The sequence below is a fragment of the Cytophaga sp. genome, from assembly GCF_051961495.1.
In the GTDB taxonomy this organism is placed as follows: Bacteria; Bacteroidota; Bacteroidia; order Cytophagales; family Cytophagaceae; genus Cytophaga.
Map to the genome: position 1 here is coordinate 15,679 of NZ_JBQCDF010000055.1, position 18,938 is coordinate 34,616.

15 protein-coding genes are annotated in these 18,938 nt (G+C 39.9%); 7 read left to right on the plus strand and 8 right to left on the minus strand.

Annotated elements, in window-relative coordinates:
* Positions 1-71 precede the first annotated feature (71 nt).
* The gene (locus tag ACTHJT_RS02700) at positions 72-398 is read right to left on the minus strand and encodes a DMT family transporter (protein ID WP_440236199.1); all 327 of its coding nucleotides are present in this window, start codon (positions 396-398) and stop codon (positions 72-74) included.
* 228 nt (positions 399-626) lie between these two features.
* On the opposite strand from ACTHJT_RS02700, the gene ACTHJT_RS02705 reads away from it, so the two are divergent.
* The 3 genes from ACTHJT_RS02705 to ACTHJT_RS02715 all read left to right on the plus strand — a co-directional run bounded on the left by ACTHJT_RS02705 (position 627) and on the right by ACTHJT_RS02715 (position 5,990).
* A complete protein-coding gene (locus ACTHJT_RS02705) occupies positions 627-3,413 on the plus strand; it encodes a TonB-dependent receptor domain-containing protein (protein WP_440236200.1) in 2,787 nt (928 codons plus the stop codon).
* A 20-nt stretch (positions 3,414-3,433) separates the two neighbouring features.
* Positions 3,434-4,933, plus strand: a complete 1,500-nt coding sequence (locus ACTHJT_RS02710; RefSeq protein WP_440236201.1) for a hypothetical protein — start codon at positions 3,434-3,436, stop codon at positions 4,931-4,933.
* A gap of 88 nt (positions 4,934-5,021) precedes the next feature.
* Positions 5,022-5,990 carry a purple acid phosphatase family protein gene (locus tag ACTHJT_RS02715; RefSeq protein ID WP_440236202.1) on the plus strand — a complete coding sequence of 323 codons (969 nt, stop codon included), beginning with the start codon at positions 5,022-5,024 and terminating at the stop codon, positions 5,988-5,990.
* Between the two features lie 62 nt (positions 5,991-6,052).
* Here the strand turns inward: ACTHJT_RS02715 and ACTHJT_RS02720 are convergent, their stop codons facing one another.
* From ACTHJT_RS02720 to ACTHJT_RS02745, 6 genes are all read right to left on the minus strand, one after another.
* Positions 6,053-6,796, minus strand: coding sequence for a DUF2490 domain-containing protein (locus ACTHJT_RS02720; protein ID WP_440236203.1), 744 nt, complete (start codon positions 6,794-6,796; stop codon positions 6,053-6,055).
* On the minus strand, positions 6,797-7,300 hold the full coding sequence (locus tag ACTHJT_RS02725) for a hypothetical protein (protein WP_440236205.1): 504 nt from the start codon (positions 7,298-7,300) through the stop codon (positions 6,797-6,799).
* 5 nt (positions 7,301-7,305) lie between these two features.
* A complete protein-coding gene (locus ACTHJT_RS02730; protein WP_440236206.1) occupies positions 7,306-7,728 on the minus strand; it encodes an EamA family transporter in 423 nt (140 codons plus the stop codon).
* A gap of 121 nt (positions 7,729-7,849) precedes the next feature.
* Positions 7,850-8,566, minus strand: a complete 717-nt coding sequence (locus ACTHJT_RS02735) for a hypothetical protein (protein ID WP_440236207.1) — start codon at positions 8,564-8,566, stop codon at positions 7,850-7,852.
* Between the two features lie 2 nt (positions 8,567-8,568).
* Positions 8,569-11,268, minus strand: coding sequence for a CHAT domain-containing protein (locus ACTHJT_RS02740; RefSeq protein ID WP_440236208.1), 2,700 nt, complete (start codon positions 11,266-11,268; stop codon positions 8,569-8,571).
* Positions 11,269-11,299: 31 nt separating this feature from the next.
* Complete coding sequence (locus ACTHJT_RS02745; protein ID WP_440236209.1) at positions 11,300-12,235, minus strand: hypothetical protein; 936 nt, start codon at positions 12,233-12,235, stop codon at positions 11,300-11,302.
* Between the two features lie 173 nt (positions 12,236-12,408).
* Between ACTHJT_RS02745 and ACTHJT_RS02750 the strand changes: the two genes are divergently transcribed.
* Positions 12,409-12,624: a hypothetical protein gene (locus ACTHJT_RS02750; RefSeq protein ID WP_440236210.1), complete on the plus strand. Its 216-nt coding sequence runs from the start codon at positions 12,409-12,411 to the stop codon at positions 12,622-12,624.
* A gap of 96 nt (positions 12,625-12,720) precedes the next feature.
* Here ACTHJT_RS02750 and ACTHJT_RS02755 read toward each other — a convergent pair whose 3' ends face one another.
* Positions 12,721-13,470, minus strand: a complete 750-nt coding sequence (locus ACTHJT_RS02755) for a hypothetical protein (RefSeq protein ID WP_440236211.1) — start codon at positions 13,468-13,470, stop codon at positions 12,721-12,723.
* A gap of 360 nt (positions 13,471-13,830) precedes the next feature.
* Here ACTHJT_RS02755 and ACTHJT_RS02760 point away from each other — a divergent pair, with 360 nt between their 5' ends.
* From ACTHJT_RS02760 to ACTHJT_RS02770, 3 genes are all read left to right on the plus strand, one after another.
* A complete protein-coding gene (locus ACTHJT_RS02760; protein WP_440236213.1) occupies positions 13,831-14,751 on the plus strand; it encodes a carbohydrate kinase family protein in 921 nt (306 codons plus the stop codon).
* A 92-nt stretch (positions 14,752-14,843) separates the two neighbouring features.
* The gene (locus ACTHJT_RS02765; RefSeq protein ID WP_440236214.1) at positions 14,844-16,238 is read left to right on the plus strand and encodes a DUF4403 family protein; all 1,395 of its coding nucleotides are present in this window, start codon (positions 14,844-14,846) and stop codon (positions 16,236-16,238) included.
* On the plus strand, positions 16,238-18,938 hold a 2,701-nt coding region (locus ACTHJT_RS02770; protein ID WP_440236216.1), incomplete at its 3' end, for an AAA domain-containing protein. The genes ACTHJT_RS02765 and ACTHJT_RS02770, both read left to right, overlap by 1 nt.

Below are 18,938 nucleotides of genomic sequence, written 5' to 3' on the forward strand. Positions count from 1 at the left end.
AAGGTCTGAGCATTATAAATAAAAAAGTCCCGACAATGTCGGGACTTTTTTATTTATAATGCTTTATTTTTTTAGTGCGCCACAAACTTCAATCCTACAATAGAAGCGATCAACGTTGTCAGAAAAAACAGACGCCAGAATTCCGCCGGCTCTTTAAATACCAGGATCCCTACAAGGACTGTGCCTACCGCACCAATACCTGTCCATACAGCATAAGACGTACCGATCGGCAACGTTTGAATAGCACGATACAATAAATACATACTGATTGTGGATGTTATTGCAAAAGCCAGCAGCCACAGATATGACGTGGTACCTGTAGTTTCTTTCGCTTTGCCCAGACAAAAAGCGAAGATTACCTCGAATAATCCCGCGACAATAAGTACAATCCAGTTCATATGTTCTTCCTAATAAATTAACACAAAGATAGTTTATTAAACGTTCAGGTAAAATGCTCTTTTTAGCTTCCTTTCAACGATTCTTTCATTCAATATTACGTCTGCAGCACCGGATTATTAACGAATTGAGAAGCTTTATTACAACATTCAAAATTAAATCATTTTTTCTTAACTGTTCGCTAATTTTCACATAACCCATCGATTATACTGTCATGCGAACTTGCGTGCATGAATGCTGTTACTAAAATCATTATCCTTTTGCTATCCTTTTGCACAACTTTCATATCAAAAGGTGCAACCATCAAAGGCACCGTTCAAGATCACAAAAACCAGGAAAGTATTATCGGTGCTATTATACGGGAAAAAAATAATACAAACATCGGTGCTGCTACTGATTTTGATGGAAATTTCATTATTAAAAATATTCCTGCGGGCAATTATACGCTTGTTGTGGATTACCTGGGTTATGTAAGCCAGACAAAATCTATTCAGATTACAAATGACGCAGATATCTATACATTACACTTTTCGATGCTTCATGATACAACCGGCAATGAAATTATCATTACCGACTTCCATAATTATGGGGCGGAGTCTGATACATTCGCCAGAAAAACGGAACAGAATGCAAACAATGTGATGAACATTATATCTGAAAATACGATCCGAATTTCTCCTGATATTACCGTAGCCAATGTTATGCAACGTGTCTCAGGGGTGAGTGTAGAGCGCAGCAGCAGCGGTGATGGTCGTTATGCCATTATCCGCGGAATGGAGCCCAGATATAATTATACATTAATTAATGGTGTTAAAATACCTAGTCCGGATAATAAAAACCGTTACGTGCCTTTAGATATTTTTCCCGCTGATTTGATTGAACGCATTGAAGTAAATAAAACACTCACACCTTCGATGGAAGGTGATGCTATAGGCGGCACCGTGAATCTTGTAATGAAAAATGCGCCTTCAAAATTTTATGTCAATTCAAGCTTATCGACCGGCTACAACCAAACTTTTTTCAACAGAAGCTACGACTACTTCCCCATAAGTGCTATCAATAAGCAATCTCCGTACCAGCAGCACTCACCGTCATACGTGGCACAGCCGGATGATTTTACAAGAGACAATTTAAACTTCACTACTAAAACACCGCTTCCGAACCTGATTGGTTCCTTGTCTATTGGTAACCGATTCTTCAAGAAAAAATTAGGTATTATTCTTTGCGGCTCATATCAAAATACTTATCGGGGAACAAACTCTGTTTTCTTTCCTTCCGACTATAGCCAGGGGAATTTAAAGCTTACTGATATATGGGTACGCGATTATTCCACGCACCTGACACGCACAGGCCTGCATGCAAAAATGGATTATGTTATAAACAGACATCATAAAGTCAGTTTGTACAATCTGTATTCCGTTCTTGATGAAGCTCAAACCAGAATAACGATCGACACACTACTTGCACCTCCTCGTACACAGACCGGCACAGGACAAGTCTCTTATTTTTCAAGGGCACGCTTCCAACGACAAACCATTTACAATACAACGCTGCAAGGCGAGCATGAACTGCTGTCAACCCGATTATTATTTGACTGGTCGGCTCTGTACTCTATTGCTACCGGTGCCATACCAGACTGGGCGGAATTGCATTATGTAGGCGGTTATTATAAGGCTCCACTGTCAGCACCGGAGCCTTCGCAGCAGCCTAATGTTTTACAGGACTACAACAGAACCTGGTGGAGAAACACAGACAAGGATTATACGGGTTATGCAAACCTGCATTACAAAGCATTAATAAAAAATATCCCCTTCACATTAAGCGTTGGGGGTATGTACCGCGATAAAAAGAGAGAAAATTTTTATGACAACTATTTACTCCGGCCACAGCCTGTTTCAGGCCCGGACCCAAGACAGATGTGGACGAACATTTATGAATTCAACTGGTATGTGTTTAATCCGCTGGGCTCGCCGAACGATCCGAATAATTATCGTGTCACTGAAAAAATAACAGCCTTATATACACAGCTAAAATTCAAAATACACAAACTGGAAACTGTTGCCGGCATAAGACAGGAACAAACGTACCAGCACTTTGATACCGATGTAGATGTAACAAGACCCGGTAAATCAGGAACCATACAGTATGTAGACTTATTGCCCAGTATACATTTTAAATATATGCTGAATACTAAGACAAATATCCGGGCTTCGTATTTCAGTTCCATCAGCAGGCCCGGTTTCTTTGAAATTGTACCTTACAACTTCCAGGGAGAAAACTGGCTTGAAACCGGCAACCCCTATCTAAAACATACTCGTGCACAGAATTTTGATGCCCGTTATGAATTTTTCCCTAAAGCCAATGAGCAGATTTTAGTGGGCGCATTTTATAAAATCATTACCAATCCGATTGAATATGGTTTTGCATCAACAGGTGTGCAGAACGACAAAACATACCAGCCAGGAAACTTCGGTGATGCGATCAATTACGGGCTTGAGCTTGTGTATGAAAAATATATTAAGAATTATGGTTTACGTGCTAATTACACTTACACACATTCAAAGATTACTTCAACCAAAACTGCTACCGATAATTCAAGTGGTATCTACCAGCCGGTGTACAAAGATCAATCCAGACCGCTGCAAGGACAGGCTGCACATATTGCCAACATTGCATTGATCTATAAGAATCCGCAGAAAGGAATAACTGCGCAGCTTGCATGGCAATACACCGGCAAACGTATCGTATTGGTTTCTCCATATTATGAATTTGATTACTGGCAAAAAGGTTTTCAGCAGCTTGATCTTTCTGCCGAGAAAAAACTCCTGAAGAAATTCTCTGTATTCATCAAGATCCAGAATTTACTGAATACACCTTACCAGGTATATGTCAACCAACCGAACAATGTAAATAACATCAACTATAATCCTCCGATGCAGACAGATGGTGACAAGACTCTTGTGCAAAAAGAGTATTACGGACAAAACTATCAGCTTGGAATCAGATATATCTTTTAAACTATAACTACTATACTAAAATGAAAAAAAGTTATTTAGCAGGCTTACTTATTGCGACTACAATAAGCGCCATCTCATGTAAAAAGAAATCAAGTGAAGATGTTCAGTTATCTGAACCACTGCTTGTTGTAGGAACCTCTATCCAGGATACCATCATTGGTGAAGCGGGCCCGGAAACAATTAAGGGAACGATGGTTTCAGGAAAAAATTATCACATCTATGCAGATGTAACCATTAACCAGACTGATACACTGTATCTTCAGCCGGGCGTTCATGTATACATTCATGGCGATGGTAAGTCGCCGGAAACAAGTCCGACGTTTAAAGTAAACGGTACACTTGTAAGTGATGGTAAAAAAGGTTCAGAGAACTGGTTCACTGTATTTGAAACGCCTACTGTACCTAAATCAAATCCGGATATATTCCAGGACCCGGCTACTGACCCGGCATTTGCAGGGTATTGGGGCGGCTTCCAATGCGGGCCAAATGCTAATTTAGTTGCTTTGCGCTGGACACACGTTGAATACACCGGCGGACCATGGGGAGCAGATGCAACTGATTACGGACAGGCACAAGGCGATCCAAAATTTACACTTTACATGAATAATACTTCCGGCACATTCGGAAAACTTATCATTGAAGACTGCTGGATCTATGGTTCTAAGGATGATTGTATCAGGCCTGCAAACTGCTACTTGAGCATCATGAGAAATACATTTGAAAAAGTAGGCCAAACAGGTGGCGAAGGTGTGAATATTAAAAATGCTGCTTTTGGTGATGTTGCTTACAACCTTTCAATCGGTGCTGCTGCAAATGGTTTGAAAATTGCCGGAACAAGTACTGACGGCACACTTGTAAACATATACAACAATACGGTAGTTAACTGCGGATACAGACAAACAAAACCAGGAAGAAATGGTTCGATCAATACAGAAACAAACTCTGGTGGATTTATCTTCAATAATATTATTGTAAACTGCAAATCCGGTTTACGTGTTACATTTAAATCTACAAAGGGAAATCTTTCTGATACGGCAAACACGAGATACAACAACAACCTAACATGTATTGGCCGGGGCACTAAAATGATTTTTATTGAACCGAACCAGATCACTCGTAAACAATCACACGATTTATGCAGCTATACAAACGGCGACTGGAATACAACCGTTGGTGGATATGATGGTACAAACATTCTGAATGATACATTAAAATATGATCCGTTGTTTTACAACTACAACGTACAGGCAAACAGTTCAGGAACTGAATACCTGAACAACTTCAGAAAACCAGGAGCTGATTTCAGATTGCTTCCGGGTTCTCCGGCAATTAATGCAGGTGTATACATTGGTGGTACAGGTATACATGCCATCCCTGCATACACGCCGGGTTATGGCGGAGCAAAAACGTTCCCTATGACAGTATTACCGGTAGGCGGAACATATGGAGCTAATGTTACTCCTCCAAATAAAGATTTGGGCGCGTTCCCAACAGACGGTACAGGTAACCAACATTTTTAATCGTTAGCAATACATTTCAACAAAGTTCTGGTAAGGTACTATATATCCTTACCGGAACTTTGTTTTACTAAAACCAAAATGAAAAAAAATGTTCCGCATAGGTCTTTTCCTTATTTTATCAGGCATCATCATTTGTTCCTGTGAAAAAACCCAAACACCGGAAAGAGCGGATACGCCGAACGATTCTGTCCCAAAGCATATACAGGTAGCGGATGAATCTTTTAACTTCTTTGTGATTGGCGACTGGGGGCGTTGCGGAGATTTCAATCAACGTAAGGTTGCTGAGCAAATGAGCAAATATGTAGATGTATTTGATCCGGAGTTCTTCATTTCTACAGGAGATAATTTTTATGATAACGGGGTAGCGAGTATTGACGATCCGCTTTGGATGAGTTCATTTGAAAACGTATACACCGGCAGTAACCTGCAGCGCAATTGGTTCTCCATTCTGGGGAATCATGATTACAAAGGCAACCCACAAGCGCAGATTGATTATTCCCAAAAAAGCCGCCGTTGGAACATGCCGGCAAGGTATTATACCTTCACGGAAGAAATTGACGATACAACTTCCATCCGTTTTATATTTATTGATACAAATCCTTTCGTGCAAAAATATCATAAAGAGAAGGAAGCCTATGCTGATCTGGCAATGCAGGATACAACCAAACAGTTGAAATGGCTGGACGAAGTACTTGCTTCGTCAACAGAAAAATGGAAAATTGTTATTGGCCATCACCCTGCATATTCAACCGGAGACAAACACGGAGACACGAAAGAGATCATACGCATCTTGACACCGCGTATGCAAAAACATGGCATACAGATGTATCTGGCAGGCCATGAACATGACTTACAGCACCAGCAACCAGCAGGCGGTGTTGATTATATTGTGTCAGGGGCTGGTTCTGAAACAAGAACAACGAGTAAAAACGAAAAAACAAAATTTGCTGAAGCTGTTTCCGGCTTTGCCGCATTCTCCTGCACAGCGGATTCATTAAAATTATATTTTATAAATTATAAAGGCGATATGATTTATTCTTATTCCAGAGGAGAATAAATTATACTGTATTAAAAAGAAAAAAGTCTGGCACAAACCAGACTTTTTTCTTTTTAATACAGTTAATCAACGAGCCTCTTTTTAAAATTAAAATTCGTAACCCAGGTAACCTGCACTAAATTCAGTACGCGCAGGTCTTTTTGCTTGTCGCGGGCTGCTATCTGTAATAGATATCCAACTTCAAACCTGGAAATATCGGACAGTTTGTAACCGATACCACCGTAAGTCCAGTTTTCACTATAGGTAGCATTCTTAGCCCCGGTCAGGCTGAAATAAAATTCATTATACGCATTCAGATAAAATTCTTTCACATCAAGTGTTTTACCCTGCAAAGGTATATTAAATCCTAGCTGGTATCGCAGACGTGTACTGAACGGATATTCCCCGGTTGCTCTATTTTCAATGAAACGTTCTTCAAAACGCAAGCGGTGCGTTATCCTTGTTTTGTTTACACTCTGTCCAAAGATACACTGCTGCCACAACCGGTGTTCATTGCTGTAATCTCCTGTCAAAGGATTATTTCGCTGATATGTGTAACTCCCCGCGACATTAAAAGCCGGAGAAAATTTATAAATGATACTCGGCTGAATGTACAATTGTAAATCTTTGGCCGGATACTCAATATTATATTGAATGCTTTTAAATGCATCAATGGTTGTGGATGCAAAAAAATTATAATCCATTTTATTCGATATACGTCCGGTTTGTGAAAATGCCGGAAGCACGCCATAGAAGACCAGTTTCTGGTTCTGAGCATGCACGCGTAATGCTGAAACAATCAATAAAGCAACTAACAGCTTTCTCATTTAAAATAAGCTTGGAATCGGCTTCAGTTCAATCAGCTCTTCTTTGATAAATACTCCTGAACGTTCAAAGTAATATTCGTAGAATTCAACATCCTTTTTCTTCCTGCCTTTTATTTCAAGTTCATATAAGAGTGCGTTCCGATACTCAACTTCCTGGGTTTTGATAATTTTATGTGTTAGAAAGTCTGTTTGCAATTTATCAATGATCTTTTCTTTAACAGAATCTTTTAGGTTATCAAAGGAAACTTCGATTTCTGTCTCGATTACATTGCCAAGTGTATCAAACAGTACGGAATATTTTTCTCCCATATATTTAAATTCGGCTTCATAGCATATTGTATCAGCATCATTTTCGATTACATAGGATACTTTTTTATACGATGGGTATTGCTTTGCTAAATACGCAACAACGGGAGACGGAATTTTCCTGACAGAAATATTTTTATCATTCTGCGCCACTAAGGACAGTGGCATTAAAAACACACCTAAAATAATTTTTCTCATAACTATTACTTTAGCGTTAGAATCAGCATGCCTGCGAGTATAAAGGCCGCGCCCAATAATAGCCTGGGTGTCATGGGTTCACCCAAGATGATCAGTGAGAGAAAAAGTGTAATGATGATACTGCCTTTGTCTATAGCTGCCACATACGACACCTCGCCTATTTTAATTGCCTTGTAATAGAATATCCAGGAGAGCGAAGTAGTGACTCCTGACAGCGCAAGAAACGCAATCGCCCTGCCACTAAGATTGCTGATCTCTTTAATGTTTTGAAAAACCATAAAGTTTGTAATCACAAAAATAAACACCACGCTTGTACGCACAGCCAGACCCAGGTCAGAGCTGATGTGCTTCATTCCATATTTTGCAATAACAGATGTAATACCTGCAAAACACATGGATATAATACTATATAGAATCCAGTTTTTCATATAAATCAATAGGAACGTGAATTAACAACATAATCCTGTAAACATTCTGGAATGATTACAGGATTTACGCTATAAAGATGAAAAATAATTTTCAGGTAACGATTTTATAATTTAAAAAATGTCATTCACATTCGCCAAAACCATCAATAAAATCAAAGTCTTTCAGACAGTGGTGTGTATTTAAAATCCGTGTAACAAAGCCTTTTTGATCAAAGACAAATTTCACTGCATAGGCGGTCTTTCCTTCGCCGCCGTGCATGTAAATATAAAGATGCTTATTATCAGCAGTGATATAGGCTTCAGGGGCTTTATTATTTTCGCACAGGTGAATATTATACAGATCCGAGTAAGCACTCTTCGGAATCTGCAGCTTAGTGTTTCCTCTTAAAATAATAAAAGTTCCTATTTCTCCTTTAGGGACTGTTCCGGATATTCCATATGCACGTGTTCCGTCAATCTTGTTGCTATATATAACACTGTCTGCTTTTTTCTTGCCGTGGTGCATGGAATACAGCGTATCCGTCAGCTGTATTGTATGCAGAGACGGTACGAATGTTTTTGTCTTAATTGAAATCTGGATCAGTTCGGAAGCTTTGGTAGACGAGTAATACCGTACATCTGTTTTTGTGCAGGTACTGCCAAACAACTCCTGCAGGGCGCCGCGATCCTGTATATAGATGCTATCTGCTGGATTTTGAAGGAGGTTATACAATTCCTGCTTGTGCTGCCAGCCCGAAGTTGTCTGGGCTGATACATTAGAACATAAAAATACAAATACAGTTACAAGGATGATTTGAGAAGAGATGTTAGATGGCTTTTTACCTGCAGAATTGATCATTTTTATTTTCCGATTAATATAAAGGCTGCCCAATGGTAGGGTGTATTATATTCTGCGCTCTGCAGTAATTTCAGTTTTGCTTCCCGGGAAGCAAAAGCAAGAGTCTGCATCCGGTCCGGTTGAAAATCTGTATAGAAATATTGCATAAAAAGCTGTGCAGACTGATCTGAGACTGTCCATAAAGAAACCATGATATTATCTGCTCCTGCATAGAACAAGGCTCTTGATAAACCGATCATTCCTTCGCCTTTTGCATATTTCCCCAGGCCTGTTTCGCAGGCAGACAATGCAACCAGGTCGGCATGTAAACGCATGTTATACATATCCCCTGAATATATACGGCTATCTTCTTCAGAAGTTCCGGAGGTATAAATACAGGAAAGCTCCGGCTGTTCTGCGTCTACTACCCCATGCGTTGCAAGATGGATAATGGAGTATTGACTGATTGAATCACTTAGTAAAACTTCTCTGGTAGCTTTTGTGTAAATATACATATCAGCTGCTGCATAGCTTTTACAGATCGTATTTAGGCACTCTACCTCTTTTAATGTGCCGGGCAGAGGATTCAGATAACTTGAATCACTGAATTCAACAGGTGCAAATAACAGCACTTTCTTTTGAAGTATGGTATCGGAAGAACTCTGGTCATATAAAGAGCCTGCATAGTTGTAACTGACCGCATATCTTTTTATCAGAAACTCCATTTGCGTATAATTCACCGTATCATTTTCAGGTGCTTTTACCAGAAGGGCTTCAAAAGGAATTGCACTCATTTTTCCGTCCGGAATAATGATCAGATGTGTTGTATGCTTCGAAATCTTCGGCATCAATTGCTCGTACAAAGCGGACGAAGCTTTAATAAACAATGCCTTGTTGTTAAACTTAATAGAGTTACGCATTGCGGAAATATTTTTCCCATACCAGTCCGTTAAAGGAATTGAATATACATCGTACGTCTTTTGTGTGATCCGGAAAATACGGACAGTGTTTGTACTTTCTGATACAAAATATTCCAGAATACAGTCTGTTGGATTTAATTTTGATTGCAGCGTTTCAACCGTTATAGATTGAATATCATATTTTAAGTTGTAATAGGCAGGATAATTTTTTTCCAGCGAACGGATGAAAAATTCATACTCCCGCTTCTGTCCGAAAAGCTCTGCCGCCACGCTTTTCATTGTGGCTTCGTCTGTAATACCTTTCGCAATGCGTTGTTCCAAATAGGCGATCGTTGTTTTATAGGCGTCTTCTTTTTCAATTTCCTTATTCGGAATTCCTGCAAACTCTTTCGCTTTTGAATCAGCAATGGATTCCTGCAATACAGACGCTTTGCTTCTTTCTACGAAATAATAGGCCAGTTTCAAATACCTCTCTTTCTTAAATGTATTTTCAGATAAAAGTAAACACAGCTCCATGCTCCGGTCATATACGTCATTGCTGTAAATACCCAGCGCCAGCTTGTCATTTTTTCCGGTGCGGGTTTGTCTGAGCTGACTCAATAAGGTATCACAGGACTGATAGGTAGATAATGCCAGTGTCAGATCTTTGATGCGCAAGGTCTGTTCAGCCTCACGTTTTGAAAGCACAATACCTTTGTGTGTCAGCGTTGATAATAATAATTGTCCATCGAAGTATTCCTGCATGGATGGATTCTTTGTATAATCTGCGGAAGAAAACGTAGCGCTGTTGGCGATAAGGCTATGCTGCAATGCTTCCAATGCTTTTGTGTATTCACGTTGGTCGGAATAAACCGAACCGATCAAGGTATAGCAGGCTGCAGTATTGGGATGCTTTTCACCATATGCCTGCTGATAAATAGCCAATGCTTTACCAGCATAATCCAATGCGGATGGATATTCTTTTTTCTCCTGAAGTACCTGCGCGATGCTTGAATACACAAATGCCTTGTTTGGATGCGGGCCTGCATAACGCTTGTTCCAGATGTCCAGCGCTTTTTCATATTGCACCAGCGAAGTATTGTATACTTTTTGCTTCCTGTAGATCTGGCCCAGATTGCTGTATGCAATGGCCAGGGCAGGATGATCCGCAGAATAAATATGCTCATACATTTTTAACGCCCGTTCATAATATGTCAATGACAGTTGTAGATCAAAGCCGGAATAAACAAGGCCAATATTATTATAGACCCCGGCAATGGCAGAAGCGTCTGCGTCATACTCAGTTTTGTATAACTCCAGTGATTGATTAAAATATTCCAAAGCTTTTTCATCGTTTCCTTGCATCCAGTTAATAATGCCCTCGGTATTATATAACTCTGCTAAAACAGTTTTTGAATAAAACTGCCACATTGTTAACAGATCTATGGCGTTTTCAACTTCGGAAGCTGCCTGCTCCAATTGTCCCTTTTGATAAAATATCTGTGCCTGCGCATTCATAAACAGGGCGTCTTCATTTTTAAATTGTTCTCCGCATTCGGCTAGGCCTTCATCAATAATACCCTGCGCCTTTTCCAGATTATTAAGCCGTATCTCACATAAAGCATACTGAAGTTTATTATATAAATATTGTTCTGTTACATTTTTATTATTCACACTGATTTCCTTCGAATAATATTCTGACGCGGCAGCATAATCACCCAGTACAAATAAACTATCGCCCTTACTTTTACTCAAACCTGCCGTTTGTGCATACAGCATTTGATTAAAAATCAACATAACATTTATGAATAAAAACTTTTTCATACAAACAGCCTGTCAGATAAAAATTCTTTTTTTATAATTTTATTTCAACACTGAGTGTCGATACCATAACTCTTGAAAGTCCGTCAGGATTGGTATCCCGGTTGATCAGCTTCACTCCTACCATGCCTTTAAGCGCTACTCTTGTTGAAAAACGGTAGCCCGCACCTGTTAACGCGGTTATTGCCGGACCAGTAGTATTAGGTACCAGAATGCGATTATCCGGCGTACCTTTTGAAATCTCGTCTTTGGTAATTCTATAGATCGTTAACAAACCCAGATAGGCATTCCATTTCGTTGACCGGAAATTACGCTCAATACGAAACATGATATCTGAACCGCGTTTTAAATTCCAGGCCGGCGGATATTCCAATGCTGCTGCTTTTTGTTCACTGTTGTTCCATTCAGACCATCTGAATTCATTTCCATTCTGGTTGAAGGCATGCTGATAACCTGTTGCAAACAGCCAGTTCCGGGTGATAAAAGACAGACCGGCTACTATATCATAAGTACCTAAACTTGTCTGGTAATACATGGGTAATGGCCTGCCGTCGGCACTTGTTTTGTCTGAATGATTGGTCGGAAGTTTTGTACCTATGGTACCCGACAACTGCCAATTGGTTTTAACAAGCAGTGCATGTGTGTAAGCAAGTGAAATATCTCCTGCACCATTAGTGTTGGCTAGCGAGCCGGAGACAAACGTGTACGGCAGTTTGATCTGGAATGATCCCCGCTTGCCGATACTTGCATTGATATCCAGCAGAGATGTAAGTATCACATCGTGAAACTTGGTTAAGCCCATGTATTGCAGTGCTTCTACAGAGCGTAGTCTGATCAGGGCCTTATTGCTGAAGTTTTGATTGGGGCGCATGGCTCCCATGGTACAAAAACCCGCGTCGCTGCAGCCCTGACTATATGCCGCCTGCGAAAAACATAAAAAAACAAGAACCGAAAAAACCTTGAAGCGCATAAAATCTACTGTTATTGCTTCTCTAAAGTACTAAAAAATAAGGTTTTGACAATAAGAGAAACGATGGCTGTTATTCAACCAAAATACTATTCTTTCAATTGAATCTCTTTCGCCATGCGCCATTAATATCTATCTTTACTTTATCCATTTGTTCCGTAATACACACAAGGCTTATGAGCATAATCCCCTTAATTCTTCTTTTATTAATTCCTTTTTCAATCATTACAAGTATATCTTATGGAATAGGAAAATTCACAAACCTGATCCTGGAAAAGCAAAATATAAAACATGCAAAGCTGATTGCGATTATATCATCCCTGTTAGCTGCAGCCCTTATTATCTATTGGCTGAATGACTTACTTTCCGGCACAAGATTCCTGGGTTGCTGAAAAAAATTGTATTGGATGATTCTCCCCAACGTGTGGTTATAACAAAAGCCCTTCGCCAATGACGAAGGGCTTTTTTTATAACCACAGGATTGATTATTATTTCAATTCAAGTTTGTATTCAACTTCTCCAAGGATATCGTTTGTTTCAACCAATGTTACTTTAGTATCATTGTCTGAAAACGTAATCGTAACACTGCCTAATCCATTGCAATCACTGATATTTCCGCCATCCCAGGCACCATAACAGAATTCATCTTCAGCTGTATTGGACCACATCCAGGTATTGGAGCCTACTTCAGTAACTCCGCCTTCTACCATTGTTGTCAAATATGTTCCGTACTTATTAAATACTACATAATAGTCTTGCGGATATTCTGTCTCACCCATTAACGTATACTCAGTCATCTTCCATGTTTTACATAATTTTGTAGTATGATCTGAATCTGCAATTGCCTGGTCTGCTTTGGCAGAAGTAAAGACTTCTTTCGTTCCAGCCACTTCAAGCTCAAAACCAAAATCTGTTTCTGTTAATGTATTAACTTTTAATGTTCCGAAATCCTTCAGTACAATTACATCTGCACCGGAAGTCGTGTATGTACCAGTAACAATACTGTCATTAGGGAAATACAATATATATGCATTCTGAACAAATTCAACGGCAATCAATGTTGAAGCTGAAGCTCCTGTAGTACGGGCGTTATTGGAAACTTCCCATCTGTTCTGAAGTTTGTCTGTTGAGTAAGCAAAAGGTGTAGCCGGGGCTGGATCATCCTTCTTTTTACATGCAGACACTACAGCTATGCTCAGTAAGCATAAAGCAATCACATAAAATTTCATTGTTTTCATAAAAATTCGATTTGAAAAGGTTAATTATATTTAGCAAATATATATCATACCTAAACTGATATGCAAAGATTTAGCACAATAAATAAAAATATAATTTCAAAAGTCAACATTTTGTATTTTCACTTTGTCAATCTAAACATACAGCTCTGAACAAGAGCCTTTTTAAAATTTTCAATCCCGGAATTGCCAAACCTTAATTTCAAAGGATTGATTTTGGATTATTCATCTCCTGGCAGATATGCACATTTCCCAAACCATCTGTTTCCAGCAATGATGTTTCAAATTGTTGATTTATATTCCCCCATATCCTTGGGATTTAACACAATTGAACCAATATTTGCAGATAAATTAAACTGTATTATGAGCTTATTAGTAGTTGGTTCGGTTGCTTTTGATGCAATTGAAACGCCTTTTGGTAAAACGGATAAAATTTTAGGTGGCGCAGCTACCTATATCGGTTTGTCTTCTTCGTATTTCAATCCTAAAATAAACCTGGTTGGTGTTGTAGGTTCTGATTTTCCGGAATCAAATATCAAAATGCTGCAATCGCATTCCATTAACACAGAAGGTCTCCAGATAAAAGAAAATGAAAAAACGTTCTTCTGGTCTGGCCGCTACCACAACGACATGAACACGCGTGACACGCTTGTTACCGAACTGAATGTACTGGGAACATTCGATCCGGTTATTCCTGAATCATACCAGAACTGCGACTACCTGATGCTGGGCAACCTTGCCCCTTCTGTACAACGCACAGTTATTGAACGTTTGAAAAACCGTCCGAAACTGATCGTAATGGATACCATGAATTTCTGGATGGACATCGCCATGGACGACCTGAAACAAACACTGGCTCTAGTGGATGTACTATCCATCAACGATGAAGAAGCACGTCAACTTTCAGGAGAATATTCTCTTGTAAAAGCTGCGCGTAAAATCATAGCCATGGGACCAAAAATACTGATCATCAAAAAAGGTGAACATGGTGCTTTATTATTCAACCATGACCAGGTATTCTTCGCACCGGCATTGCCGCTGGAAGATGTATTCGATCCGACTGGCGCGGGTGATACATTTGCAGGTGGCTTCATCGGATACATTGCAAGTACAAAGGATACTTCTTTTGAAAATATGAAACGAGCAATCATTTATGGTTCTGCAATGGCTTCTTTCTGTGTAGAGAAATTTGGTACAGAACGCCTTGTGGGCCTGCATAAAAATGAATTGAACGAAAGACTGCAGGAATTCGTCGATCTGGTTCAGTTTGAGATCAATATTTAAATGTACAAATCAGCCTTCTTACGAAGGCTGATTTGTTTTACGGATCGCTGGTATACATCCTTTATGCCGCCTGTTATTTTCTAAATACCACTATGAAGAAAATCTATTTTATAACGCTTCTCCTTTTTGTCTTTACAACGCTTGACTCCTGCCGTTCGGTTAAATCGAAGGCGCCTGCTGAAGCCTACCAGACATTTGAGTACAAACCACCGGTATCACATGTAGTCGTTCCGGTAGAGTTATCACTACGTGAAATAGAAGCGGAATTAAACAAACAGCTGAACGGCCTGATCTATGATGATGCGGATTATGCAGACGGTGTATTAATGAAAGTATGGAAAGTAAGTCCGATCCTGCTTTCCATGAAAGGTGAAGAAATTGTATATGAAGTTCCCATCAAAATCTGGTCTAAGATTAAATGGGAATTCAATCAGTTTGGAATCAGCATGTCTGATGAATTTACGGCAGATGCAGCGCTTCGCATGACTTTCAATACCAAATTAAAAATCGGTGTTTTTTGGACCCTTGAACCTCAAACGTCGCTGCAGAAATATGACTGGATTGAAAAGCCCGTTGTAACAGGCGGCAGCATTTCCTTACCGGTTACATTTATTGCAGACCGTATTATTAAGTCGCAGCAAAAGCTGATCACCGAAACCATTGATGATGAAATTAAAAAACAGATCGAGCTCCGCAAGTATGTAGAAGAAGGCTGGAATGCCCTGCACCAGCCGGTACAGCTGTACGACAACCCAAATGCCTGGCTGCGCATCAGTCCAACTAATATCAGCGTTACACCTTTAACCGGCACAAAAGATTTTGCAAATGCCACCATACGTATTGATGGTGTTGCTGAAACATTTGTAGGTACAAAACCGACTGTTAAATTAACAAACCTGCCCAATGCTACGTATTCAAATGCCTTAAGCGGAGATTTTGTGCTCTCTCTGATCAATGATATGAGTTATGAAGAAGCCAGTAAGCTCGCACACCAGTACATGGCAGGTACTACCTTTACATCTTCCAACGGGAAGAAAAAAATCCGTATCGATAGTGTAAGCATTTATGGCGGTGGTGATAATCTGGTTATCAAAACAAAAGTTTCGGGCAATGTCACAGGCAATATTTATTTAAAAGGCAAGCCCACTTACGACTCTGTTTCTCAAACCATTTATCTGAAAAACCTGGACTATTCCATCGAAACAAAAAATGCAATGGTTAAAACAGGCAATTGGATCCTAAAAAGTTCGTTAACTAAACGGATGCAGGAAGCACTACGCTATTCTGTTGCAGAAGATATGGCAAATATGAAAAAGGAAGTGAATGCCTACATTCAATCATACAACATTACAAAAAATGTTGTTGTGAAAGCAAACATCAGCCAAATGGCTCCCAAAGAAATATATGTTACGCAAGGTTCAATAAAGGCTGTGCTCTATGCTACCGGCTCCATGAAAATGTCTGTTAAAGGATTGGATTTCCATTGATGGAGAAAATTCTGAAAACATATCGCAAACGCTTATACGACCTTACAACAGGAAATCGGTCGCTATTGTTCCTGCGCTTATCAGCCACGCAGGAACTGGATTTGAGTGAACTGCATTTCGTTGACCAGCACGGTGCATTTCATATTATAGAAGAATTGCTGACTGAAAAGAAAAGTATTCGTTTATGTCCGGTGCAGGAACCCCGCGTGGAAAAAGTTCAGCATGTTTCCTCCATACTGAAAAAAATCTACCGCAAACTTTCACAAATATTTGAAGAACGCGGTTTATATGAATGTTATACCGGCTGGCTTTTTGCCGAAGGAAAATGGAAAGATGGTACACCTTTCCGTGCTCCTCTCCTGTTCTTTCCTGTCAGATTGGAAAGTGAAGGCAATGCCTGGTTTCTACGCAGAGAAGAAGGACGAAGCATACAGCTGAACAAAAGCCTGCTTCTCGCTTTTGCACACTATCATGATCTGGTATTGCCCGATGAAGTGCTTGAAGAAAACTTTGAAGAATTCTCTGCTGACCCGCTGGAGTTTCGCACGCAACTATATGAATGGTTGAAAAAAACGTCGCTCGAATTTCTGTTCAGCAAAGAATATTTTTCAAATGAAATCAAACCTCTAAAGGTCTATAAGCGTCAGGAATATGAAGATGTATACGCTATCGGCGAAATGCGTATTGAACCAAATGCCGTATTAGGAATCTTTCCACAGGCAGGCTCGGCTATTGCTGCCGACTTCGATACCTGGGCAACAAATTCAACCGATGTTTCCTTAGAATTTTTTTTTGAAGCACGCAATAAAATAGAATTACCTAATGATCCCTACAGAGAAGACCTGATGACTCCTTACAGCATGGATGCCTCCCAGGAATTTGCGATCCGTGAAGTATTAAAAGGTAAATCCATTGTAATCCAGGGCCCGCCGGGATCGGGCAAGTCAGAAACTATTTGCAACATGATCTGCAGCGGACTCGCAGCAGGTAAAAAAATACTGGTCGTATCACACAAACGTGCGGCACTTGAAGTAGTAGCCAAAAGACTAGGTCAGAAATCACTCCATGATTTTTTTGCGCTGGTACACGATGTAAAGTTCGATCAACGGACTTTATACGCCAAGATTGATAAGCAGATTGAAAACATTGAAGTCTTCCAGACAATAAACAATAGCCTGGATACTATTTATCTGGAACGTGAATTTTCAGCTTCTGTTAAATTGCTCACGCAACTTAACACGCATAGCGAAGAATTCAGGAAAGCGCTGTTTGATACACAGGTATGCGGGTTCAGTGCGCATGAATTATATCTGAAAGCAAACGCAGAAGCCACAACGATTAATCTCAGTGACCTGTACACTGCATATCCGGCAAAAGAATCAGAGAGGCTTATCCAGGCCATCCGCACGTACAGTATTTATGCAGCTTTGCCTTATCCGCATGCTGAACTCTGGAAAAACAGAATTGCGCAGCCAGCAAATTCGCATGACAAGCTGGATATATGGAATGAACAGGCATTGCTATTAAAACAGGCTATTGACGATTTTACTGAACAAGCCTCAGTGTATGGAGAAACAGATATTATCAGCAGTTTTGAAAACCTTGGTTCACTAAGAAAGACGCTTGAAGACTTACAATTCCTTTTAAGTGAAGTCTCCGTAAAGGAATTCTGGGATTCATTTGTATCGCCTGTTAACTTCGCAGCAGCCAATAAGCTCATTCAATCCATTGCTGCTGTACAGAAACAATACCAAGTAGTTTTTGAACAGTATGATTTCAAACAACTGCATGAGCTGCATACATTTCTTGCAACAGCAAAGAAAAGAGCTGCCAATCCATTCTCATGGTTTTTCTATACGTTATTTTCTTCCGAATATAAATCATTAAAGAAATTCTCTTCCTGCATGCCGGTTGAATTATCGGCCCATACGCTACCTCTTATTACAAGCAAGCTGGAATCTATACTTCTTCTTGAAATAAGGATACAGGAACTTGCCGTATATACCCGTACTGAAATACAACTTCAGGACAGTAGTACGCTGCAAACAAAAACATACGCGATAAAAGCCATTGATACTGCCCTGCAGACAATAGAGCAAATAAGTCCGCTGCATCAACATCTCCTTTCGCTGAATGCTGCTGTTGCAAAAAAACTCCTGAAAAATATTTGTACGCATCATACTAATTTGCAAACAGGAATTGAAAATACTTCGGTCTATTTCAGTGCGGCACAGCAGCGGCTCTTTATCAAAGATTCTTCCCTGTTAACAAACTGGATGCACTTTGTGATGAGTTATATCAACGACATTCAGCATCTGGATGCGTTACTGGAATCATTAAACACAACAGACCGCATCTGCATACAACGCTTGTCTAACTTGCAGGAAACGTACCCGCCGGAACAATGGGCTGACATTGCAGAGGAATCCATCCTGAAACACTGGCTTCAGCACATTGAACTGGTGTATCCGGTTTTGAAAAGCCTTGATACACTCCGGTGGAAACAGTTTACGCAGGACTGGGCTATCCATGCTGAAAAACGCAAAACACTTTCCCTGGAAATGATCTTAGGAAAGCTACGTGAACAAACCTACAGAGATATTGTTTTTAACCGTTTACAAAACCGTGTCACATACAGAGACCTACAGCACCAGGTAACAAAAAAGAAGCGTGTGTGGCCCATGCGCAAGCTCATGCAGG